General features: G+C 66.6%; 23 protein-coding genes. 15 read left to right on the top strand and 8 right to left on the bottom strand.

The genetic code is table 11. The features are described 5' to 3' along the window. Positions 1-98 precede the first annotated feature (98 nt). Positions 99-1,583 (bottom strand): TRAP transporter large permease, encoded by a 1,485-nt coding sequence (locus tag OTERR_RS02440; RefSeq protein WP_223116029.1) that lies wholly within the window; start codon positions 1,581-1,583, stop codon positions 99-101. After that, on the bottom strand, positions 1,580-2,170 hold the full coding sequence (locus tag OTERR_RS02445; protein ID WP_054620094.1) for a TRAP transporter small permease subunit: 591 nt from the start codon (positions 2,168-2,170) through the stop codon (positions 1,580-1,582). Before OTERR_RS02445 ends, OTERR_RS02440 begins: the two co-directional genes overlap by 4 nt. Positions 2,171-2,469: 299 nt before the next feature. On the opposite strand from OTERR_RS02445, the gene OTERR_RS02450 reads away from it, so the two are divergent. The 4 genes from OTERR_RS02450 to ribD all read left to right on the top strand — a co-directional run bounded on the left by OTERR_RS02450 (position 2,470) and on the right by ribD (position 6,326). Continuing rightward, positions 2,470-3,144, top strand: coding sequence for a histidine phosphatase family protein (locus OTERR_RS02450; RefSeq protein ID WP_149424751.1), 675 nt, complete (start codon positions 2,470-2,472; stop codon positions 3,142-3,144). Positions 3,145-3,210: 66 nt separating this feature from the next. Then, positions 3,211-4,461 carry a serine hydroxymethyltransferase gene (gene glyA / locus OTERR_RS02455; RefSeq protein WP_149424752.1) on the top strand — a complete coding sequence of 417 codons (1,251 nt, stop codon included), beginning with the start codon at positions 3,211-3,213 and terminating at the stop codon, positions 4,459-4,461. A 46-nt stretch (positions 4,462-4,507) separates the two neighbouring features. Next, entirely contained in the window at positions 4,508-5,023 is a 516-nt protein-coding gene (nrdR, locus tag OTERR_RS02460) for a transcriptional regulator NrdR (RefSeq protein WP_054620091.1), read from the top strand. A 178-nt stretch (positions 5,024-5,201) separates the two neighbouring features. Continuing rightward, positions 5,202-6,326: a bifunctional diaminohydroxyphosphoribosylaminopyrimidine deaminase/5-amino-6-(5-phosphoribosylamino)uracil reductase RibD gene (ribD, locus tag OTERR_RS02465; protein ID WP_246154276.1), complete on the top strand. Its 1,125-nt coding sequence runs from the start codon at positions 5,202-5,204 to the stop codon at positions 6,324-6,326. A 443-nt stretch (positions 6,327-6,769) separates the two neighbouring features. Here ribD and OTERR_RS02470 read toward each other — a convergent pair whose 3' ends face one another. From OTERR_RS02470 to gpmA, 5 genes are read right to left on the bottom strand one after another with little or no spacing between them, the layout of a single operon-like run. Beyond that, the gene (locus OTERR_RS02470; protein ID WP_149424753.1) at positions 6,770-7,525 is read right to left on the bottom strand and encodes a HesA/MoeB/ThiF family protein; all 756 of its coding nucleotides are present in this window, start codon (positions 7,523-7,525) and stop codon (positions 6,770-6,772) included. A gap of 7 nt (positions 7,526-7,532) precedes the next feature. Beyond that, entirely contained in the window at positions 7,533-7,943 is a 411-nt protein-coding gene (locus tag OTERR_RS02475; protein ID WP_149424754.1) for a hypothetical protein, read from the bottom strand. A 53-nt stretch (positions 7,944-7,996) separates the two neighbouring features. After that, the gene (locus OTERR_RS02480) at positions 7,997-9,442 is read right to left on the bottom strand and encodes a S41 family peptidase (protein ID WP_425466022.1); all 1,446 of its coding nucleotides are present in this window, start codon (positions 9,440-9,442) and stop codon (positions 7,997-7,999) included. 9 nt (positions 9,443-9,451) lie between these two features. Then, positions 9,452-10,858, bottom strand: a complete 1,407-nt coding sequence (locus tag OTERR_RS02485; protein ID WP_149424755.1) for a murein hydrolase activator EnvC family protein — start codon at positions 10,856-10,858, stop codon at positions 9,452-9,454. Between the two features lie 8 nt (positions 10,859-10,866). Further along, positions 10,867-11,628, bottom strand: coding sequence for a 2,3-diphosphoglycerate-dependent phosphoglycerate mutase (gene gpmA, locus OTERR_RS02490; protein WP_054620086.1), 762 nt, complete (start codon positions 11,626-11,628; stop codon positions 10,867-10,869). Between the two features lie 229 nt (positions 11,629-11,857). Between gpmA and OTERR_RS02495 the strand changes: the two genes are divergently transcribed. From OTERR_RS02495 to OTERR_RS02520, 6 genes are all read left to right on the top strand, one after another. Then, the gene (locus tag OTERR_RS02495) at positions 11,858-12,127 is read left to right on the top strand and encodes an ArsR/SmtB family transcription factor (protein WP_246154429.1); all 270 of its coding nucleotides are present in this window, start codon (positions 11,858-11,860) and stop codon (positions 12,125-12,127) included. Positions 12,128-12,190: 63 nt separating this feature from the next. Continuing rightward, positions 12,191-12,607, top strand: coding sequence for a rhodanese-like domain-containing protein (locus OTERR_RS02500; protein WP_246154278.1), 417 nt, complete (start codon positions 12,191-12,193; stop codon positions 12,605-12,607). A gap of 64 nt (positions 12,608-12,671) precedes the next feature. Then, a complete protein-coding gene (gene grxC / locus OTERR_RS02505; RefSeq protein WP_149424756.1) occupies positions 12,672-12,938 on the top strand; it encodes a glutaredoxin 3 in 267 nt (88 codons plus the stop codon). A gap of 50 nt (positions 12,939-12,988) precedes the next feature. Beyond that, on the top strand, positions 12,989-13,444 hold the full coding sequence (secB, locus tag OTERR_RS02510) for a protein-export chaperone SecB (RefSeq protein WP_054620083.1): 456 nt from the start codon (positions 12,989-12,991) through the stop codon (positions 13,442-13,444). 25 nt (positions 13,445-13,469) lie between these two features. Continuing rightward, on the top strand, positions 13,470-13,961 hold the full coding sequence (locus tag OTERR_RS02515) for an SH3 domain-containing protein (RefSeq protein ID WP_054620082.1): 492 nt from the start codon (positions 13,470-13,472) through the stop codon (positions 13,959-13,961). A 26-nt stretch (positions 13,962-13,987) separates the two neighbouring features. Beyond that, positions 13,988-15,001, top strand: coding sequence for an NAD(P)H-dependent glycerol-3-phosphate dehydrogenase (locus tag OTERR_RS02520; RefSeq protein ID WP_149426405.1), 1,014 nt, complete (start codon positions 13,988-13,990; stop codon positions 14,999-15,001). 99 nt (positions 15,002-15,100) lie between these two features. On the opposite strand, the gene OTERR_RS02525 is transcribed toward OTERR_RS02520, so the two are convergent. Then, positions 15,101-15,619: a tRNA (cytidine(34)-2'-O)-methyltransferase gene (locus OTERR_RS02525; protein WP_082396555.1), complete on the bottom strand. Its 519-nt coding sequence runs from the start codon at positions 15,617-15,619 to the stop codon at positions 15,101-15,103. Between the two features lie 78 nt (positions 15,620-15,697). On the opposite strand from OTERR_RS02525, the gene OTERR_RS02530 reads away from it, so the two are divergent. The 5 genes from OTERR_RS02530 (at position 15,698) to OTERR_RS16525 (ending at position 20,437) form a co-directional block, all read left to right on the top strand. Continuing rightward, on the top strand, positions 15,698-17,437 hold the full coding sequence (locus OTERR_RS02530) for a GspE/PulE family protein (RefSeq protein ID WP_246154280.1): 1,740 nt from the start codon (positions 15,698-15,700) through the stop codon (positions 17,435-17,437). A 14-nt stretch (positions 17,438-17,451) separates the two neighbouring features. Further along, complete coding sequence (locus OTERR_RS02535) at positions 17,452-18,672, top strand: type II secretion system F family protein (protein WP_149424757.1); 1,221 nt, start codon at positions 17,452-17,454, stop codon at positions 18,670-18,672. Between the two features lie 8 nt (positions 18,673-18,680). Continuing rightward, positions 18,681-19,208 (top strand): prepilin-type N-terminal cleavage/methylation domain-containing protein, encoded by a 528-nt coding sequence (locus tag OTERR_RS02540; protein ID WP_223115986.1) that lies wholly within the window; start codon positions 18,681-18,683, stop codon positions 19,206-19,208. A 169-nt stretch (positions 19,209-19,377) separates the two neighbouring features. After that, entirely contained in the window at positions 19,378-19,935 is a 558-nt protein-coding gene (locus tag OTERR_RS16520) for a prepilin-type N-terminal cleavage/methylation domain-containing protein (protein ID WP_187775286.1), read from the top strand. Between the two features lie 31 nt (positions 19,936-19,966). Next, complete coding sequence (locus OTERR_RS16525; protein WP_149424760.1) at positions 19,967-20,437, top strand: pilin; 471 nt, start codon at positions 19,967-19,969, stop codon at positions 20,435-20,437. The last annotated feature ends 15 nt before the right edge of the window (positions 20,438-20,452 follow it).

Here is a 20,452-nt window from a genome sequence, read left to right on the forward strand (position 1 = left end):
CATGGCTGCCGGTGGTCGGTCCTTGCCGTGGTGGCCGGGCGGCAGCCATGAAAAAGCCCGCGCAGGGCGCGGGCTGGGAAGGTGCTGCGGTGACGGCGTTATTTGCTCTCGCCGTCCTTGCTGTCGCCGCCCTGTAGCTGCTTGAGCAGGGCATTGTCGTCCTGCTGGCCGCCCTGGGCGTTGGGGTCGTCCTCCAGGTTGAGCTGCAGTTCCAGCGGCGCCTCTTCGGTCTGCTTGCTGTGGAACACGTCGTGGCCCTCGCCGTAGCTGGCGATGTTGGGGAAGACGATGATCAGCGCCACCATGATGATCTGGATCAGCACGAAGGGTACGGCACCCCAGTAGATGTCGGTGGTCTTGACCGACTTCGGCGCCACCGAACGCAGGTAGAACAGGGCGAAGCCGAAGGGCGGGTGCATGAACGAGGTCTGCATGTTCACCCCGAGCAGCACGCCGAACCAGATCAGGTCGATGCCCAGCTTTTCCGCCACCGGGCCGAGCAGCGGCACGACGATGAAGGCCAGCTCGAAGAAGTCGAGGAAGAAGGCCAGGAAGAAGACCAGCACGTTCACCACGATCAGGAAGCCGATCTGGCCGCCGGGCAGGTCGGTGAGCAGGTGCTCGACCCAGATGTGGCCATCGACGCCGTAGAAGGTCAGGGAGAACACCCGGGCGCCGACCAGGATGAACACCACGAAGGTGGTCAGGCGGGCGGTGGCTTCCATGGCCTGCTTGAGCAGGGCCCAGGACAGGCGCTTGCGTAGCATGGCCATGATCAGGGCGCCGGCGGCCCCCATGGCGCCGCCCTCGGTGGGGGTGGCGATGCCGAGGAAGATCGTGCCGAGCACCAGGAAGATCAGCAGCAGCGGCGGCACCATCACCAGCATGGCATGCACGAACAGCTTCATGCCGTGCTTGGTGCGGGCTTCCGCCGGCAGGGCCGGGGCGGCGCTGGGCTTGATCAGGGTGACGATCAGCACGTAGCTCACATACAGGCCGGTGAGGACCAGACCCGGGATCAGGGCGGCTTCGTACATGTCGCCCACCGAGCGGCCGAGGGCATCGGCCATCACGATCAGCACCAGGGACGGCGGGATGATCTGAGCCAGGGTGCCCGAGGCGGCGATCACGCCGGAGGCCAGACGGGTGTCGTAGCCGTAGCGCATCATGATCGGCAGGGAGATCAGGCCCATGGAGATCACCGAGGCCGCCACCACGCCGGTGGTCGCCGCCAGCAGGGCGCCGACGAAGATCACCGCGTAGGCCAGGCCGCCGCGGATCGGGCCGAACAGCTGGCCGATGGTGTCGAGCAGATCCTCGGCCATCCCCGAACGCTCCAGGATGAGGCCCATGAAGGTGAAGAACGGGATGGCGAGCAACGTGTCGTTGTTCATGATGCCGAAGATGCGCTCCGGCATGGCTTGGAACAGGGCCGGGTGGAGCAGGCCGAGTTCGATGCCGATCCAGCCGAAGATGATGCCGTTGGCGGCCAGGGCGAAGGCCACCGGGTAGCCGAACAGCATGAACAGCACCAGGCAGCCGAACATGATCGGCGCCATGTTTTGGGCGATGAAGTCCATCAGACGACCTCCCCTTTGGTGGCCTTGATGTGGGCGGCCAATTGTTCTTCGGCGCTGGGGCCTTCATCCTTGGCGTAGGGGTCGTCGACCAGGCCCTGGAGGTAGCCGATGCGCTTGATCAGTTCCGAGACGCCTTGCAGGACCAGGAGGGCGAAACCGAGGGGGACGAGCATCTTCACCGGCCAGCGGATCAGGCCGCCCGGGTTGGACGACATTTCGCCGGTATTGAGCGCAAGCAGGAAGAAGGGCCAGGACAGCCACAGGGTGATCAGTGCCATCGGCATCAGGAAGACGATGGTGCCAATGATGTCGATCCAGGCCTGGGAACGGTGCGAAAAACGCCCGGCGATGACGTCGATACGCACGTGGGCGTTGTGCTTGAGGGCGTAGCCGGCGCAGAGCAGGAACACCGCCGCGAACATGTACCACTGGATTTCCAGCAGCCAGTTCGAGCTGTAGTTGAAGGCCTTGCGGACCACGGCGTTGCCGGCGCTGATGATGACCGAGAGCAGAATCAGCCAGATCATGCTCCGGCCGACACGCTCATTGAGCGCGTCGATCAGACGCGACAGCTTGAGCAGGACGTTCACAGATTTCTCCTCCTAGGGTCTGGGTAGTCTTAGAATATTGGGCTTCTTGGGCCCACTGGATCGGCCTGGCTTGTGGCCGGTTTTTATGTGCGCGGCATGCCAAAATGGCATTGGCTGCTGCTCTCCAAAAAAGCGTGGCCATTATTGCATAAGTTGCTCTAGCCATAATCGCTGTTTCTTATCCGTAATCCCTTGTTCCTGCGTGGCTTGCGCGGGTTTTCCGTCTCTTTTTCGGCGTCTCGAAAAATCGACTTGTCTATGTTTTTAGACGTCAGGCCAAAAACCTCTGGATGAGTTGCATGGTTGCTCCTTTTTTCACTGAGATCTGTGTCGTGCGTCACGGCGAAACCACCTGGAATACGCAAAAGCGTCTCCAGGGCCATCGCGACATTCCCCTCAATGCCACCGGGGAGCAGCAGGCCCGGGCGGCAGGCCGCCATCTGGCGCGCCTGCACGGGGATCGGCCGTTTACCCAATTGATTTCCAGCGACCTGGGGCGTGCGGCGCGCACCGCCGCCCTGATCGGCGAAGCCTTGCCGGGGTTGCCCCAACAGCGCCATGCCGCCCTGCGCGAGCGCTGCTACGGTGCCTTTGAAGGGCTGACCTACGACGAGGCGCGGCTGGCCTATCCGGAGGCCTACCGGGCGTTCGAGCAGCGCCTCCCCGAGGTGGCGATGCCCCAGGGCGGGGAGAGCCTGGTGGACTTCCAGCGGCGGGTGGTGGCCTGCCTGGAACGGCTGGCGGTGGCCCATGCCGGCGAGCGGCTGATCCTGGTCACCCACGGCGGCGTGCTCGACATCCTCAACCGTTTCGCCCGGGGGCTGCCGTTGTCGTCGCCCCGGGATTTCCTCATTCCCAACGCCGGTCTGAACTGGCTGGGCCGCGAGGGGGGCGAAGCAGGGCAATGGCGCATCGGACCGTGGGGCGAGACGGCCCACCTGGCGGCGGTCAGTCTCGACGAACTGCCGGGCTGAAGCCCTTGCGTGCCGGGGCGGCGTGGTACAATTCGTCCCTTTTCTCAATGGTTTGAGGGCTATTCGATGTTCTCCGCGCACGACACCCTGGCGAAAGTGGATCCCGAACTCTGGCAGGCGATTGAAGCTGAAAATCGCCGTCAACAGGACCACATCGAGCTGATTGCTTCTGAAAACTACGTTTCCCACGCGGTGATGGAAGCCCAGGGCTCCCAGCTCACCAACAAGTATGCCGAAGGTTATCCCGGCAAGCGCTACTACGGCGGCTGTGAGTACGTGGACGTGGCCGAGCAGCTCGCCATCGACCGCCTGAAGAAGCTGTTCGGCGCCGAAGCCGCCAACGTGCAGCCCAATTCCGGCTCCCAGGCCAACCAGGCCGTGCTGATGGCCTTCGCCAAGCCCGGCGACACCATCATGGGCATGAGCCTGGCCGAAGGCGGACACCTCACCCACGGCATGGCCCTCAACATGTCCGGCAAGTGGTTCAACGTCGTCTCCTACGGTCTCAACGAGAAGGAAGAGATCGACTACGACAAGATGGAAGCCCTGGCCCGCGAGCACAAGCCGCGCATCATCGTCGCCGGTGCCTCCGCCTACGCCCTGCGCATCGACTTCGAGCGCTTCGCCAAGATCGCCAAGGAAGTCGGCGCCATCTTCTGGGTGGACATGGCCCACTACGCCGGCCTGATCGCCGCCGGCTACTACCCGAACCCGGTGCCCTTCGCCGACGTGGTCACCTCCACCACCCACAAGACCCTGCGCGGTCCCCGTGGCGGTGTGATCCTGATGAAGGCCGAGCACGAAAAGGCCCTCAACTCCGCCATCTTCCCCGGCCTGCAAGGCGGCCCCCTGATGCACGTCATCGCCGCCAAGGCCGTGGCCTTCAAGGAAGCCGCTTCCCCCGAGTTCAAGAAGTACCAGGAGCAGGTGATCAACAACGCCCGCGTCATGGCCAAGGTGCTGGGTGAAGAGCGCGGCCTGCGCATCGTCTCCGGCCGTACCGAGTCCCACGTCTTCCTGATCGACCTGCGCGCCAAGAAGATCACCGGCAAGGAAGCCGAAGCCGCCTTGGGCAAGGCTCACATCACGGTCAACAAGAACGGCATCCCCAACGATCCGGAAAAGCCCTTCGTCACCTCCGGTATCCGCATTGGTTCCCCGGCCATGACCACCCGTGGCTTCACCGAGATCGAAGCCGAGCAGATCGCCCACCTGGTGGCCGACGTGCTCGACGCGCCGAACGACGAAGCGGTGCTGGAGCGGGTGCGCGGCGACGTGGCCAAGCTCTGCGGCAAGTTCCCGGTCTACAGCGCCTGATAGGGCTCTGGGCGGGGAGCGGTGCTTCCCGCCCGGCTGAATCCCGATGAAGTGTCCCTTCTGCGGAGCGCCGGAAACGGCGGTGGTCGATACCCGTCTCAATGAGGACGGGGATCAGGTGCGCCGCCGCCGCCGCTGCCTGACCTGCGACAAGCGTTTCACCACCTTCGAGCGGGCGGATATCCGCATGCCCCAGGTGGTCAAGCGCAACGGCACCCGGGTCGACTACGACCGGGAAAAGCTGGTGGCGAGCATGGCCCTGGCCCTGCGCAAGCGGCCGGTGACCGCCGCCTCGGTGGATGAGGCCATCGCCCGCATCGAAACCCGCCTGCTCGCCTTCGGCGACCGGGAGGTGACCGCCGAGCAACTCGGTGAGATGGTCATGCACGAACTGAAGAAGCTCGACAAGGTGGCCTACATCCGCTTCGCTTCGGTTTATCGTAACTTCGAGGATCTGGGCGAGTTTTCCCGGGTCATCCGCGAAGTCTCCAAGGCCGACCCCAACAACGGCCTGGCCGGCGCCAAGGACGGCGCGCCCAAGCGCACCCGCGAGAACAGCTGAGGGACAGCCGCTGCTAGCGGCGGGCGGCCACCGGTGGCCCGGGTTCGGCTGGTTCGGCGGCGCAGGGCCCATGCGCGGCGCTGCCGCTGGCTGTAGCGCTGGACGCCTGCACGTTCTGGCGCCAGCGCTTAGCCGTCCTCCCCTTCTCTTCCTTTTTCGCGACGCACCACCTGCGCTCATGACGATGCCACCCCCGACGCCCGCTTCCGCCTTTTCCGCCGCCGACCACGCCTACATGGCCCGGGCCTTGCGCTTGGCTGAGCAGGGGCTGTGGACCACCTCGCCCAATCCCCGGGTGGGGTGCGTATTGGTGCGTGACGGTCGCGTGGTGGGCGAAGGCTGGCATCAGCGGGCCGGCGAGCCCCATGCCGAAGTCCATGCCTTGCGCGCCGCCGGGGCCCAGGCCCGGGGCGCCACGGCCTACGTCACCCTGGAGCCCTGTTCCCACCACGGCCGCACCCCGCCCTGTGCCGATGCCCTGGTGGCCGCCGGCGTGGTCCGGGTGGTGGCGGCGATGCGCGACCCCAATCCCCTGGTGGCCGGTCGCGGCCTGCTCCGTTTGCAGGAGGCGGGTATCGCCACCGCGGCCGGCTTGCTCGATGCGGCGGCGCGGGAACTGAACATCGGCTTCGTCGCGCGCATGGAGCGGGGCCGGCCCTGGGTGCGGGTCAAACTGGCGTCCAGCCTGGACGGGCGCACCGCCCTGGCCAATGGCAAAAGCCAGTGGATCACCGGCCCGGAGGCCCGCCGCGACGGCCACCGCTACCGCGCCCGGGCCTGCGCCGTGCTCACCGGCATCGGCACGGTCAAGGACGACGACCCGCGCCTGTCGGTGCGCGACGTGGCCACCTCCCGCCAGCCATGGAAGGTAGTGGTGGACAGTCGCCTGGAGATTTCCCCCCAGGCGGCCCTGTTCGACGGCGGCCCGGTGCTGGTGGCGTGCGCCGTGGATCTGGCGGCCCGCCCCGAAGCGGTGGCGGCGTTGGCGGCAGCGGGCGGCGAGGTGCTCAGCCTGCCCAACGCCGCCGGCAAGGTGGACTTGGCGGCGCTGCTGGACGAACTGGGTCGGCGCGGCGTCAATGAGTTGCACGTGGAATCCGGCTTCAAGCTGGCCGGCTCCTTCGTGCGCGAGGGGCTGGCCGACGAACTGCTCCTCTACCAGGCCCCGACCCTGCTCGGCGACACTGCCAGCGGCCTGCTGACCCTGCCCGAACTCGCCGATCTGGCCGGCCAACGCCGCCTGACGGTGGTGGATCGGCGCCAGGTGGGCGTCGACACGCGCATCCTCGCCCGCTTCGCCTGAGCCGGGGTTGCCCGCCGCCGGTTGAGGCTGGCGCAAGCGTTTTGCCGTGCGGTCGCATCCCCTGGGGGCGGGCCGTGTGTTCGCGGGGCGGGAAAATTTGGAAGCAATGCCGAAGCGGGGGCAACGCCGAAGCGGTGTGACCGGACTGGTGGGTCGGAGCGGCACGATTTCAACCCATGCACCCCGAAGCGCCGCGCCCAGAGCCAATCTTCACTGGGCATGCCTGGAGAGCAAGCATTGGCGCGGGTCTTCAGGTCGATATCGTGAAGATCGTTTGCTGGCGCGCCTTTTCAGGCGGTGCCCGTCAAGGTTATTCCCCGTGCCGGCCGGTGCCGGTGGGTCATCCGCCGCCGGCAGGACTGCGACGCTTGCGGTGCGAATGGCTGGGGGACTCGTATGGTGGGGGCGCCGAAGCGCTGAGGCGGCAGAGGGGCTGGGCGCCCTCAGCGCCCCCGCGGTCCGCACACCGGGCACGCCGGGTCCCGGGGGACGCGCACGGTGCGCCATTGTGAGGTCAGCCCGTCGAAGAGCTGTAATTTACCTACCAGCGGTTCGCCGCAGCCGGCCAGCAGCTTGAGGGCCTCGGCGGCCTGCAGGGTGCCGATGATGCCGGTCAGGGGGGCGAACACCCCCATCACCGCGCAACGTACTTCTTCCACGTCCTCGCCCTCGGGGAACAGGCAGTGATAACAGGGGCTCGCGTCCTGGCGCGGGTCGAACACGCTCAGTTGGCCGTCGAAGCGCACCGCCGCGCCCGAGACCAGCGGCACGCCGGCGGCGACGCAGGCGCGATTGACGGCATGGCGGGTGGCGAAGTTGTCGCAGCAATCGAGCACCACGTCGGCCCGGGCCACTTCGGCGTCCAGAGCTTCGCCGACCAGGCGCTGGTTGAGGGCGCGCAACGCCACGTCCGGGTTGAGGGCGGCCAGGGTCTGCCGGCCGGATTCGGCCTTGGCCTGGCCGACCCGGTCCTCCCGGTGCAGGATCTGGCGCTGCAGGTTGGTCAGGTCCACCGTATCGCCGTCGGCCAGGGTCAGGGTGCCGACACCGGCGGCAGCCAGGTAGAGAGAGGCCGGGCTGCCCAGCCCGCCGGCGCCGACGATCAGCACCTGCCCCTGGCGGATGCGTTCCTGGCCTTCGACGCCGATTTCGTTGAGGAGGATGTGGCGGCTGTAGCGAACGAGTTCGGCGTCGGTCATTGCGGGGTTATTTGTAGTCCCGCCATTCCGGCGGGGTGTCGTCGTGGTCGCCGTGGGCGTGTTGTTCCCAGGCGCGCATGTAGGCCTCGTTGGAGCGTTTGAGCCGCTTTTCCGGTACGCCCAGGTTGTGCAGCTGGGTTTCTTCCACGTAGTAGATCAAGGCCCGCATCAGCTTGCTGAAGAGGGTGTTGTCCAGGTGGAAGCCGCGATCGGCCAGGTCGTCCTCCAACTCACGCAGGGTGTGGTCGGTGAGCTGGTAGCGCACCGCCACGGCGCGCTGCGCCAGGCGGGCTTCGGCGGCCAGGGCGGGCTGGCGGGCCAGGTGGTCCGCCGCCTCGGGTACCTGGCCCGGCGGGAACTTGGCGAACAGGATGTCCCGTTCCTTGTTGAGATCCGGATGTGCGCGGTGCGTGACCATCGTTCCCTCCTTGGCCGTCGTTCCCGGCCCGTTGGCCCCTGGCGGGGCCGTACTTACTGCGTTGCGGTGACGGTGGTGGCCGCCTTGGGCTGCATGATCGCCAGGCCTTTGAGCAGGTTCACCGCCTGGGTCAGCTGCCAGTCGTTCTTACCGCCGAACTCGGACGGGGCCAGGCTCGGTGCATCCTTTTCCTTGGCCGCGTCCTTGCTGTCCTTGGCCTTGGCGGCTTCCTTGGGCGCTTCCTTTTCCTTGTCGTTGATCAGGTGACGCTCCAGGTCGGCCTCGCGGATGCGGTCATGGGATTCGCCGTTGGGCGTTTCCTCGACGATGATGTCCGGCACGATGCCCTTGGCCTGGATCGAGCGGCCCGACGGCGTGTAGTAGCGCGCCGTGGTCAGCTTGATGGCGGCGCCCTGGGGCAGGGGCAGCACGGTCTGGACCGAGCCCTTGCCGAAGGTCTGGGTGCCCATCACCACCGCCCGTTTGTGGTCCTGCAGGGCGCCGGCGACGATTTCCGAGGCCGAGGCCGAGCCGCTGTTGACCAGCACCACCATCGGCACGGTCTTGGCGGCGGCGGGCAGGCCCTTCAGGGCGTCGTCCTTGGTGCCCCGGTTGTAGTCCTCGGAGGCGGCGTAATACTTGTGCTTGGCATCCTCGACCCGGCCATCGGTGGACACCACCAGGGCCTTGGGCGGCAGGAAGGCGGCGGAGACGCCGACGGCGCTGTTGAGCAGGCCGCCCGGGTCGTTGCGCAGGTCGAGCACCAGGCCCTTCAGGTCGCCGGACTTGTTCAGTTCGGCCAGTTGCTTGGCCACCGACTGGGTGGTGTTTTCCTGGAACTGGGTGACGCGGATGTAGCCGTAGCCGTTATCTAGGGCCTTGGCCTTGACGCTCTGCACCTTGATCACTTCGCGGGTCAGGGTGACGACGATCGGCTTCTGCTCACCCTTGCGCACCACGGTCAGGGTGATCGGGGTCTTGGGCTTGCCGCGCATGCGCTTGACCGCCTCGTTCAGGGTCAGGCCCTTCACCGGGGTGTCGTCGAGCTTGACGATCAGGTCGCCGGCGCGCAGCCCGGCACGGGCGGCGGGGGTGTCCTCGATCGGCGAGACGACCTTGACGAAGCCGTCTTCCATGCCGACCTCGATACCCAGGCCGCCGAACTCGCCCTGGGTGCCTACCTGCAATTCCTTGAAGGCTTCTGTATCCAGGTAGGTGGAGTGGGGGTCCAGGTTGGAGAGCATGCCGGAGATGGCATTGGTGATGAGTTTCTTGTCCTCCACCGGCTCGACGTAGCCCTGCTTGATCGCCGAGTACACCTCGGCAAAGGTGCGCAGCTCCTCGACGGGCAGGCCTTCCTTGCCCGACTTGTCGGCCAGGGCGGAGAGATTGAGGCTCAGCAGCGCGCCGGCAACGAAGCCGCCCGCGACCAGTCCCGCCGTTTTCCACCGCTTGCCGCGGACCTGACGGTTGCCATTTGCCTGGGGGATGCCGTTCACCTGCTTCTCCTAACGAAGATTGACCCAGCGCAGCGGGTCCTGGGGTTGCCCCTGATAACGGAGCTCAAAGTATAAACCGGTTTCCGGATTGCCCCCGCTGTTGCCCACGGTGGCGACCGGGTCGCCGCTTTTCACGGCGTCGCCGACCTTTTTCAGGAGGGCTTCGTTGTTGCCATAAATCGTCAGATAGGTGCCGCCGTGATCCACGATCAGCAGGTTGCCGAAGCCGCGCATCCAGTCGGCGAACACTACCCGGCCGGGGGCCACGGCCTTTACCTCGCTACCGCCGCCGGCGCGGATGAACAGGCCTTTCCACGAACCGCCTTCGGGCCGGCTGGCGCCGTAGCGGTTGACCACCGAGCCCCGCACCGGCAGGCGCAGGCTGCCGCGCAGGCTGGCGAAGCTGCCGCTGCCGCCCAGGGCTTCCGGTTCCCGGGTGTTGGCCAGTTCGGCGGCCCGGCGGGGCGGCTTTTCCTCGCTGCTGCCACGGGGGGGGCGGCCAGGGGCGGCGTTGTTCGCCTTGGCGCTGGCGGCGGCCTTGGCCTGCTCGCGCTTGCGCGCTTCTTCCTCGGCCTTGCGCCGCGCCGCTTCCTGGGCGGCCTGCTGGGCGATCACCCGGTTCAGACCGGTGACGAGGCGCGAGAGTTGCTGCTCGTCCCGGGCCAGGCTGCCCAGTTCCTTGCGCCGCGCCGAAACCTTTTGCGCCAGGGCATCCAGCTTGGCCTGCCGTGCCTGCCGTTCCTTGGCCAGCTTGGCTTGCTCTTCCCTTTGGCTGTCTTCGAGCTTGGCAAGTTCCGCCGCCCGCTCGCGGGTGTCGTCGGCCAGGGATTTCTTGCGCTGCAGGGTGCTTTCCATCTGCCCCAGCCAGTCGCGCCGGGCCTGGGCCAGGGCGCCGAGGTAATGGAAATCGCGGGAGAGCTGGTTCGGGTCTTCGCCCCGCAACAACAGGCGCAGCGCGTCGTCGTCGGCCTGCAGCCGGCCGGCCTGATATTCCCGTTGCAGCAAGGTGGCCAGGGCGGCCTGCTGGCGGGTCAAGACGCCTTCCAGATCACGGGATTCCCGCGATAGCGCGGCCAGTTCGCCCTCGACTCGGCTGCGCTGGCTGGCGAGGTCGCGCAGCCGGGCCGACAGCTTGGAGATTTCCTGCTCGGAGGCTTTCAGCTGGTCGGCCACGTCGGCCCGGGATTCTTCGGTCCGGGCCAGGTCCTTTTTCAACCCGTCGATCTTGCCGCGCAAGTCGGAGAGGTCGGCCTGTTTGGCTTCGAGTTCCTTCTGGGGCGCCGCGGCCTTGGCCTTGGTGGCAGGAGCGGCCCCGGCGTCCGGGGCGAGGCCCAGCCCGGTCGCCAGCAGGGCGGCGGCCAGGGAGGGCAGAAATGCGGCCGCCCGCGGGCGCGGGCGGTGGGCGGCGGGGCTCACGGAGTGGCTTACTTGCCCTTGGCCTGATTGGCCACGGCGGCGGCGGCGGCCGCGGCAGCTTCGGCGTCGCCCAGGTAGTAGGAGCGGATCGGCTTCAGGGTGTCGTCGTCCAGTTCATACACGAGGGGAATGCCGGTGGGGATGTTCAACTCGACGATGTCGGCGTCGGAGATGTTGTCCAGGTACTTCACCAGGGCGCGGATGCTGTTGCCGTGGGCGGCGACGATGACGCTCTTGCCGCTCTTGACCACCGGGGCGATGGTGTCTTCCCAGTAGGGGACGAAGCGCGCCACGGTGTCCTTGAGGCACTCGGTCAGCGGCAGGTGCTCCGGCGACATGCCGGAATACTGGGGGGCGTAGCGGGCGTCGAAGCGCGGGTGGCGGGGATCGTCGAATTCCAGGGCCGGGGGCGGCGTGTCGTAGCTGCGGCGCCACACCAGCACCTGGTCGTCGCCGTACTTGGCGGCGGTCTCGGCCTTGTTGAGGCCCTGCAGGGCGCCGTAGTGGCGCTCGTTGAGGCGCCAGGAACGCTGCACCGGAATCCACAGCCGGTCCATCTCTTCCAGGGACAGCCACAGGGTGCGCATGGCGCGCTTGAGCACGGAGGAGAAGGCGATGTCGAAGGCGAAACCGGCTTCCTTCATCAGGCGCCCGGCGTTCTTGGCTTCCTCGATGCCTTTCTCGGTGAGGTCCACGTCGGTCCAGCCGGTGAAGCGGTTTTCCTTGTTCCAGGCGGATTCGCCGTGGCGCAGCAGCACGATTTTTTTCATGGAAGTCCTAAATCGGGTCGAAGGTGAAAATTTGCTGCGTCGGCGCGGTTGTGCCGCGGGAAAACCCGGCGGTGCAAATGCGGTACGGCGCAAAAACGGTTATTTTATAATGCTTCCCTATTCCGCCGCATCTGCGGCACCTTTCCGGAGAGCGTGTCGAGTGGCCACCGTGTTGAGCGTGATCGACAAGGAAGAGCATATCCAGCAGGCGGCGCGCGCCCTGAAGGCCATGTCGCACCCGCTGCGCCTGAAGATTCTGTGCGTCGTCGGCGACAGCGAAGTCTGCGTCCAGGACATCGTCGAGGCCGTGGGAACGTCCCAGAGCAACATCTCCCAGCACCTGGCGATCCTGCGCGAAAAGGGCGTGCTGCTTACCCGCAAGGACGCCAACCGGGTCTATTACCGCATCGGCGATGCCCGTACCCTCCAGCTCATCGACATGATGCGCGAAGTCTTTTGCGGCGAAGCGCCGGCCAAGGGCCGCGCCCGTTCGGCCTGAGTCGGTCCGGCGTTCGCCGTTCTCCCCTTCTGTTTTCTTCACCCCTGTTTTCCGGGAGTTTTCGTGGATCCGTTTTTCAAAGACCCTTACAACCTGGCCATGATGGTGACCGCGGCCGTGGCCGGCGGCATGCTGTTGTCTTCGTTTCTGCGCAAGAGCGGCAGCGAAGTGTCGGCCACCGACGCCACCCTGCTGATCAACCGTGAGGACGCCATCGTCCTCGACGTGCGCGACCCGGCCGAGTTCGCCCAGGGCCATATTCCCAATGCGCGCAACATCCCGGTGGACAAGCTGGCCGAGCGCCTCGGCGAGCTGGACAAGTTCAAGGAACGCACCGTCGTGGCGGTATGCGCCTCTGGCGTACGTTCGGGCAAGGCCTGCGGCGAACTGAAGAAGGCCGGCTTCGCCAAGGTGGTGAACCTGGCCGGCGGCATCGGCGCCTGGACCCAGGCCGGCCTGCCGGTTTCCCGTAAAAAATAACGACTCGCCCCCGGGCGCTGCGGCGCACCGGGTCGGCCTCCCCCGACTGTGAAAGGAATGCCGCATGGCTAAACCCCGTGTGCTGATGTACTCCACCGCCGTTTGTCCCTACTGCGTGCGTGCCGAGCAGCTGCTCACGCAAAAGGGCGTGGTTGATATTGAAAAGGTGCGCGTCGATCTCGAACCGGCCCGGCGCGAGGAAATGATGCAGAAAACCGGCCGGCGCACCGTGCCGCAGATTTACATTGGCGACTTTCACGTCGGCGGTTGCGACGACCTCTATGCCCTTGAGCGGGATGGACGTCTCGACCCGCTGCTGGCGGGTGCCTGACGCTTCGGCGTCGTTCCCTCTTTTACCCATTCCCGTTTCAGGAAAAAATCATGTCCGAACAAGTCCAACCGTCCTTCGCCATCGAAAAACTGTACGTCAAGGACCTCTCCGTCGAGGTGCCCGGCGCGCCCGAAGTGTTCCTCGCCGAGGAAGGCCCCGAGGTCGAAATCAAGCTGCATTCCGAAGGCCGCGGCCTGGGCAACAACTTCTTCGACGTGGCCCTGACCGTCACCGTCACCGCCCGCCGCGACGACAAGACCGCCTTCCTGGTGGAAGTGACCCAGGCCGGCATCTTCCGCATCGAAGGCGTGCCCGAAGACCAGCTGGAGCCCCTGCTGGCCGTGGCCTGCCCGAACATCCTGTTCCCCTACGCCCGGGAAGTGATGTCGGACGCCACCACTCGTGCCGGTTTTGCCCCGGTGATCCTCTCCCCGGTCAACTTCGAAGCCCTCTACATGTCCCGCCTGCAGGAGCAGGCCGAGCAGGGCGAAGGTTCCCTGCAGTAACCGTCGCCTTTCGCGGAGCCCGCTCATGACTACTTCCACCTCTCGTTTCCTGCCGCTGCTGCGCCGTGTTTGCGGCGCTGCGGCCTTGCTGGGCATCGCGGCCGGGCTGGGGGCGCCGGTCATGTCCGCGGCCTCCGCCGCCGAGTTCCGCTCGGTGAGCGAGGCCGGCGTGCTTTACGACGCCCCCTCCGCCAAGGGCAAGCGCTTGTTCGTCATCCGCCGCTACACCCCGGTGGAAGTGGTGGTGAACCTGGAAGGCTGGTCCAAGGTGCGCGACGCCGACGGCGGCCTGGCCTGGATCGAGCGCAAGAACCTGGTGGAGAAGCGCACCGTGCAGGTCACCGCCGACCGGGCCGACGTGCGTGCCGAGGCGGATGCCTCCGCCGCCCTGGTGTTTTCCGCCGAAAAGAAAGTGGCTCTGGAGCTGATTTCCGTCGGCCCCGCCGGCTGGGCCAAGGTGCGCCACCGCGACGGCCAGGAAGGCTTCATCCGCGCCAACCAGGTGTGGGGCCTGTGAGCCCCGGCACCGCCGACTTCGCCGCAATGACTCAAGCAACCAAGATCGCCGTGCTCGGCGCCGGCGCCTGGGGCACCGCCCTGGCCGTGGCCTTCGCCGAGCGCCATGCCGTCTCCCTGTGGGGGCGGGAAACCGACCTGCTGGGCGAAATGGCCCAGTGCCGTGAGAACCGGCGTTTTCTCCCCGGCGTGACCTTGCCCGCCGGGGTTGCGCCGCACATTGATTTCGACCAGGCCCTGGCCGGCGCCGACATCGTCGTGGTGGCCACGCCGGTGGCCGGCTTGCGGCCCACCACGGCGCGCCTGGCCGAGTACTTCGCCGCCCACGGCGCGGCCTGCCCGGTGGTCTGGGTGTGCAAGGGTTTCGAGGCCGGCAGCGGCTTGCTGCCGCACCAGGTGGTGGGGGAAACCCTCGGCCATGCGGCGCCCTGCGCCGTCCTGTCGGGCCCGTCGTTCGCCGACGAGGTGGGCCGCGGCCTGCCCACGGCGGTGGCCCTGGCCAGCAGCGACGAAGCCCTGGCAGCCTACCTGGCCCGGGAGCTGCACGGTTCCCGCTTCCGTATCTACGCCAACGCCGACATGGTCGGGGTGGAGGTGGGGGGCGCAGTGAAGAACGTGCTGGCCATCGCCACCGGCATCAGCGACGGCCTGCACCTGGGCCACAACGCCCGGGCCGCCCTGGTCACCCGCGGGCTGGCCGAGATCACCCGCCTGGGGGCAGCCCTGGGCGCCCAGCGCGACACCTTCATGGGCCTGGCCGGCATGGGCGACATCCTGCTCACCTGCACCGGTGACCTGTCGCGCAACCGCCGCGTCGGCCTGGCGCTCGGCGCCGGCAAGCCCCTGGAAACCATCCTGGCCGAACTGGGCCACGTCGCCGAGGGGGTGCTCACCGCCGCCGAGGTGGCGCGCACCGCCCGTCGCCTGGGCGTGGATATGCCGATCACCTTCGCCGTGGATGCGGTGCTGCGCGGCGAACTGGCGCCGGCCCAGGCCGCCGAAACGCTCCTGGCGCGGGACCCGAAACCGGAAACGCTATAAACGGCCGCTCCCCGGAGCGCCTTTATCCACGCGGGGTTTCAGGGGGTATGCCTGAAGCCCCGCGCCGTTTCTAGGGATTGAAAGGGGCGTTGTTCCGGGTCAGGCGCCCTCGGGAAAGCCGAGTTGCCGCCAGGCCTCGAACAGCATCACCGCCGCCGTGTTGGCCAGGTTCATGCTGCGACTGGTGGCGCGCATGGGCAGGCGCAGGCGCGCCTCGGCGGGGAATTCCGCGAGGATTTCGGCGGGCAGTCCGGCCGATTCGCGGCCGAAGACGAATACGTCCCCCGGGGCGAAAGTCGGCGCATCGTAGCGGCGGCTGCCCTTGGTGGTCAGGGCGAACAGGCGGCGGCCGGCCAGGGCGGCCTTGCACGCAGCCCAGTCCGGGTGGCGTTGCACCCGGGCGTGCTCGTGATAGTCGAGGCCAGCCCGTTGCAGGTCCTTGTCGTTCCAGCGGAAGCCGAGGGGTTCCACCAGGTGCAGCTCGGCACCGGTATTGGCGCACAGGCGGATGATGTTGCCGGTGTTGGGCGGTATTTCCGGCTGGACCAGCACCAGGGCCAGGGGCGCCGCCGGGATCGCCGTGGACGGGTCGGCCGCCGCTTGGGTGATTTTTTTCATAGGGGCGGACTATTACATAGGCAATAATGGCCGCCAAGGTAGGCGTTATGCCGCCGTCACGAACGCGAGAGAGCACGCATGGTGGAAGTCACCGAACGATTCGCCGAACGGCGCATGGCCCGGCCGGAAAAAGTCCGGCTTGGAGAACTGCTGGTGAGCCAGGGATTGCTCACCGAGGAACAACTCAAGTTTGCCCTGGAAGAGCAAAAGCGCACCGGCCGCCAGCTCGGCCGGGTGGTGGTCGAAGCCGCCTTCGTCACCGAAGAGGGCATTTCCCAGGCGCTGGCCAAGCAACTGCGCGCCATCTACGTCGATCTCAAGCAGTTCAGCCCGGACCCAGCCCTGGTGCGCCTGCTGCCCGAGGCCCAGGCGCGCCGCTACCGGGCCATCGTCCTGTCCGATCTGGGCGACCGGCTGCGCGTCGGCTTCGTCAATCCCACCGACCTGCAGGCCTACGATGAGTTGACCCGCATCCTCAAGCGCGACGTGGAGCTGGCGGTGGTCACCGAGGGGGGCTTCCTCGCCGCTATCGACCGCCTCTACCGCCGTACCGAGGAGATCTCCGGCCTGGCCAAGGAGTTGCAGGCTGATCTGGCCGACGGTCCGTCCGACTTCACCGACCTGATCGGCGCCGGTACCGGCGCCGAGGACGCGCCGGTGGTCAAGCTGCTCAATACAGTATTCGAGGAGGCCCTGCGCACTCGGGCCTCCGATATCCACATCGAGCCCCAGGCCGACAAGTTGCGCATCCGTTTTCGCATCGACGGCGTGCTGCACATCCAGACCGAGGCCGACCCCAAGATCGCCACCGCCGTGGCCCTGCGCCTCAAGCTTACCTCGGGCCTGGACATCTCGGAAAAGCGCCTGCCCCAGGACGGCCGCTTCGCCATCAAGGTGCGCAATGCCCAGGTGGACGTGCGGATCTCGACCATGCCGACCCAGTACGGCGAATCGGTGGTGATGCGTCTGCTCAACCAGAACACCGGCCTGCTCGGCCTGGACAACCTGGGCATGCCGCCGGCGGTGGTGCACAAGCTGCGCCGTGCCATCCAGCGCCCCTCCGGCATGATCCTGGTGACCGGCCCCACCGGCTCGGGCAAGACCACTACCCTGTATGCGGCGCTCAACGAGCTGAATACTTCCGATCGCAAGATCATCACTGTGGAAGACCCGGTGGAATACCGGCTCCCGGGTATCAACCAGGTGCAGGTGCACGACAAGATCGACCTGACCTTCGAGCGCGTCCTGCGCTCCGCCCTGCGCCAGGATCCGGACGTGGTGCTGGTGGGCGAAATGCGTGACCAGAACACCGCCGAGATCGGCATGCGCGCCGCCATGACCGGCCACCTGGTGCTGTCCACCCTGCACACCAACGACGCCATCTCCACCCCGGTGCGCCTGATGGACATGGGGGTGCCGCGCTACATGGTGGCCATGTCCCTCAACATGGTGCTGGCCCAGCGCCTGGTGCGGGTGGTGTGCGAATCCTGCGCCACGCCCCACGAGCCGACGCCCGGGGAGCGCGAATGGCTGCGCCTCGAAGAGGGGCGCAATTCCCACAACGGCTACGTCAAGGGGCGCGGCTGTCCCCACTGCAACGGCACCGGCTACCAGGGGCGCACCGGCGTCTACGAGGTGCTGGAAATCACCCAGGAGCTGGTGGATGCCGCCAACTCCGACGACACCGGCGCCTTTGTCCTGGCCGCCCGGCGCCAGCTGGCCGGCGAGACCCTGCGCCACGATGCCCTGCGCCTGGTCCATGCCGGCAGGACCACCCTGGAGGAGGCGATGCGCGTCTCCAACCAGTTCGAGGATTGAGGTAGCGCCGCATCATGGCCAAGTTTGCCTATAAAGCCCGGGCCGCCGGCGGCGAGTTGGTGGAGGGCGTGCTCGAAGCCGCCAGCCCCGCTGCCGTGGCCGACGCCATTGCCGCCGCCGGGCGCATCCCCCTGGAAATCCGTGAATCCGCCGCCGAGGCCCTGGCCTTCAAGCTGCCCAGCCTGTCCTTCGGGCCGAAGGTACGCACCGTCGATCTGCTGCTCTTTTCCCGCCAGATGAACGCCCTGCTCAAGGCCGGCGTGCCGATCATGCGCGCCCTGGCCGGGCTGCAGGAATCGTCCACCAATCCGGCGATGAAGACGGTGCTCCAGGAAGTGCGCGAAAGCCTCGATTCGGGACGCGAACTGTCGGTTTCCCTGGCCCGCCATCCCAAGGCCTTCTCGCCCTTCTACCTGTCGATGATCCGGGTCGGCGAACTGACCGGCCTGCTCGAGGAAATCTTCCAGCGCCTCTACCACCACCTGGATTTCGAGCAGTTCATGCGCCAGCAGGTCAAGTCGGCCCTGCGCTACCCGATGTTCGTGGTCAGCGCCATGGCCGTGGCCATCGTCGTCATCAACCTGTTCGTCATCCCCGCCTTCGCCAAGGTGTTCAAGGGCTTCGGCGCCGAACTGCCGCTGATGACCCGGCTGCTGATCGGCTTTTCCGAGTTCATGGTGCACTGGTGGTGGGCCCTGGCCGCCGCCGCGGTGGGGGGCGTATTCGCCTTCCGCGGCTGGGTCGCCAGCGACGACGGGCGTTTCAAGTGGGATCGCTGGAAACTGCGCATCCCCATCGCCGGCAAGATCGTCCTCAAGGCCACCCTGGCCCGCTTCGCCCGCAGTCTGGCCCTGGCCCTGCGCAGCGGCGTGCCGGTCGTGCAGGCCCTGGGCGTGACTGCCCAGACCGTGGAAAACCGTTTCGTCGCCCACTGCGCCGAACGCATGCGCGATGGTGTGGAGCGCGGCGAAAGCCTGCTGCGCACCGCTTCCGCTGTCGGCGTGTTCACCCCGGTGGTGTTGCAGATGGTCGCCGTCGGTGAAGAATCCGGCTCCCTGGACGACATGCTCCAGGACGTGGCCGAGATGTACCAGAAAGAGGTCGAGTACGAACTCAAGACCCTGTCCCAGCAGATCGAGCCGATCCTGATCGTCTTCCTCGGCATCATGGTGCTGATCCTCGCCCTGGGGGTGTTCCTGCCCATGTGGGACCTGGGCAAGGTCGCGATCAAATGAGGTGGGAAATGAGGCGGGTTGTACCCCTTCGTCCGGCGCGGGGTTTCACCCTGCTCGAACTGCTGGTGGTGGTGGCCATCGTCGCCGTGCTCGGCAGCGTCGGCCTGGACCGCTTCTGGCACCTGCAGGAACAGGCCGAGCGCGCCGCCATGGAGCAGAGCCTGCTCGGCCTCAAGTTCGCCCTGCGCATCCAGATGGCCGCCGCCAGCGCCGCCCAGGACCCGGCCCGGCTGCGTCGGGTGGCGGACGGCAATCCCTTCGACTGGCTCGAAGAACGTCCCGCCAACTACGCTGGTGAAGTTTCCCCGGCCGTGCCGGAGGTTCCACCCGGCAGCTGGATGTTCGACCGGGGCCACGCCGAGGTGCTTTATCGGGCCCGCCGCCATGCCAGCCTGGAGGGGGCGGACGGCGCCGTGCTGCGTTTTCAGTTGCGCCCCCTGGATGCCGCCGGCCGTCCGGTCGCCCAGGGAGCAGGTTTTGCCTCGATGGTCCTGGCGCCCCAGGGGGCCTACCGCTGGTTCGAGCGGAGTTTTTGAGAAAAAAACTGACCTAGATCAGTGAAACCCCTGAAACCGGCATTTGGTCACGGTCTCCGGCTGATTCTTGGGTCATAATCGCAGAACGATTTTTACCGTTGGTCGTGTTGATGACGCCGATTGTCGGTAGTCGTTTGATATGACGCAGGCCAACTCCCCCGGAGCCCTCATGACGAAATCCTCCCTGTCCCGGCGTACCCGCCAACACGGCTTCACCCTGATCGAACTGATCGTGGTGATCATCATCCTCGGCATCCTGGCGGCGGTGGCGCTGCCGCGCTTCATCGACCTGCAGGTCCAGGCGCGCCAGGCCAAGCTCAATGCGGCCATTGGTGCGGTGCGTTCCGGCTCCGTGTTGTTCCATGCCCAGTGTCTGGCGCAAGCGGCGGCCAATCCGCCAGTGGCTTGCCCGGCAACCAACGCCAACGCCACCGTGACTATGGAAGGCGTGGCCGTCAACGGCATCGCCCAGTACCCCGAGGCCACTTTGGCCGGCATCGTTACCGCCGCAGGCCTCCGTGCCGGCACCCAGGCCCAGTACAACGCCAATCCGGGCAATTACGACTACTACTACACCGGTGGTGGCGGTGGCGCCAATGCGGTCTTGACGCTCAACGTGCCGTCGCCGACGGCTGGCTCCTGCGCCTTCACGTACACCGCCGGCAGCGCCGCCGCCGGCGTGATTACCGCCCCGGTGGTAACCACCACTGCCACGGCCTGCAACTGATTTAATCCTTCACTCTAGGAGACTGCTTCCCATGAAACGCATGCAATCCGGCTTCACCCTGGTCGAGCTGATCGTCGTCATCGTGATTCTCGGCATCCTGGCCGCCACGGCGCTGCCGCGGTTTATCAACGTTTCCGCCGATGCACGTATTGCGGCTATGAATGGCATGGTTGGCGCCATGCGTTCAGCGGTTGCCTTGGCACAATCCCGTTATGTGGCGGCAGGTGATTTCACGGCATCCTCGGTGAAAATGGATATGGATGGCGGTAAAACCGTCACTGTGGCTAAGACCACTGGCATTCCAACCGCAGACGATGCTGGCATTGTGGCGGCGCTGCAAGCCACCGATGGGTTTAAGTTTACCCATGCCTCTGGGGTGACCACCGTGACCCGTGCAGATTCCAGTGGCAATGCCGTTGATACCTCCTGCAAAATCACCTACGCAGCAGCTACTGGCACCGTTGATGCTTCAGCTCTGACCGCTGCGAACTGTGGCGGCTAACACTTTCTGCGACTA

The sequence above is a fragment of the Oryzomicrobium terrae genome (genome assembly GCF_008274805.1).
In the GTDB taxonomy this organism is placed as follows: Bacteria; Pseudomonadota; Gammaproteobacteria; order Burkholderiales; family Rhodocyclaceae; genus Oryzomicrobium; species Oryzomicrobium terrae.

What these genes read in the sequence shown, in the direction of transcription:
- OTERR_RS02450 (WP_149424751.1), top strand. Translation starts at nt 2,470, where the DNA reads ATGGTTGCTCCTTTTTTCACTGAGATCTGTGTCGTGCGTCACGGCGAA.
- glyA (WP_149424752.1), top strand. Translation starts at nt 3,211, where the DNA reads ATGTTCTCCGCGCACGACACCCTGGCGAAAGTGGATCCCGAACTCTGG.
- nrdR (WP_054620091.1), top strand. Translation starts at nt 4,508, where the DNA reads ATGAAGTGTCCCTTCTGCGGAGCGCCGGAAACGGCGGTGGTCGATACC.
- ribD (WP_246154276.1), top strand. Translation starts at nt 5,202, where the DNA reads ATGACGATGCCACCCCCGACGCCCGCTTCCGCCTTTTCCGCCGCCGAC.
- OTERR_RS02470 (WP_149424753.1), bottom strand. Translation starts at nt 7,525, where the DNA reads ATGACCGACGCCGAACTCGTTCGCTACAGCCGCCACATCCTCCTCAAC.
- OTERR_RS02475 (WP_149424754.1), bottom strand. Translation starts at nt 7,943, where the DNA reads ATGGTCACGCACCGCGCACATCCGGATCTCAACAAGGAACGGGACATC.
- gpmA (WP_054620086.1), bottom strand. Translation starts at nt 11,628, where the DNA reads ATGAAAAAAATCGTGCTGCTGCGCCACGGCGAATCCGCCTGGAACAAG.
- OTERR_RS02495 (WP_246154429.1), top strand. Translation starts at nt 11,858, where the DNA reads ATGTCGCACCCGCTGCGCCTGAAGATTCTGTGCGTCGTCGGCGACAGC.
- grxC (WP_149424756.1), top strand. Translation starts at nt 12,672, where the DNA reads ATGGCTAAACCCCGTGTGCTGATGTACTCCACCGCCGTTTGTCCCTAC.
- secB (WP_054620083.1), top strand. Translation starts at nt 12,989, where the DNA reads ATGTCCGAACAAGTCCAACCGTCCTTCGCCATCGAAAAACTGTACGTC.
- OTERR_RS02515 (WP_054620082.1), top strand. Translation starts at nt 13,470, where the DNA reads ATGACTACTTCCACCTCTCGTTTCCTGCCGCTGCTGCGCCGTGTTTGC.
- OTERR_RS02520 (WP_149426405.1), top strand. Translation starts at nt 13,988, where the DNA reads ATGACTCAAGCAACCAAGATCGCCGTGCTCGGCGCCGGCGCCTGGGGC.
- OTERR_RS02525 (WP_082396555.1), bottom strand. Translation starts at nt 15,619, where the DNA reads ATGAAAAAAATCACCCAAGCGGCGGCCGACCCGTCCACGGCGATCCCG.
- OTERR_RS02530 (WP_246154280.1), top strand. Translation starts at nt 15,698, where the DNA reads ATGGTGGAAGTCACCGAACGATTCGCCGAACGGCGCATGGCCCGGCCG.
- OTERR_RS02535 (WP_149424757.1), top strand. Translation starts at nt 17,452, where the DNA reads ATGGCCAAGTTTGCCTATAAAGCCCGGGCCGCCGGCGGCGAGTTGGTG.
- OTERR_RS02540 (WP_223115986.1), top strand. Translation starts at nt 18,681, where the DNA reads ATGAGGCGGGTTGTACCCCTTCGTCCGGCGCGGGGTTTCACCCTGCTC.
- OTERR_RS16520 (WP_187775286.1), top strand. Translation starts at nt 19,378, where the DNA reads ATGACGAAATCCTCCCTGTCCCGGCGTACCCGCCAACACGGCTTCACC.
- OTERR_RS16525 (WP_149424760.1), top strand. Translation starts at nt 19,967, where the DNA reads ATGAAACGCATGCAATCCGGCTTCACCCTGGTCGAGCTGATCGTCGTC.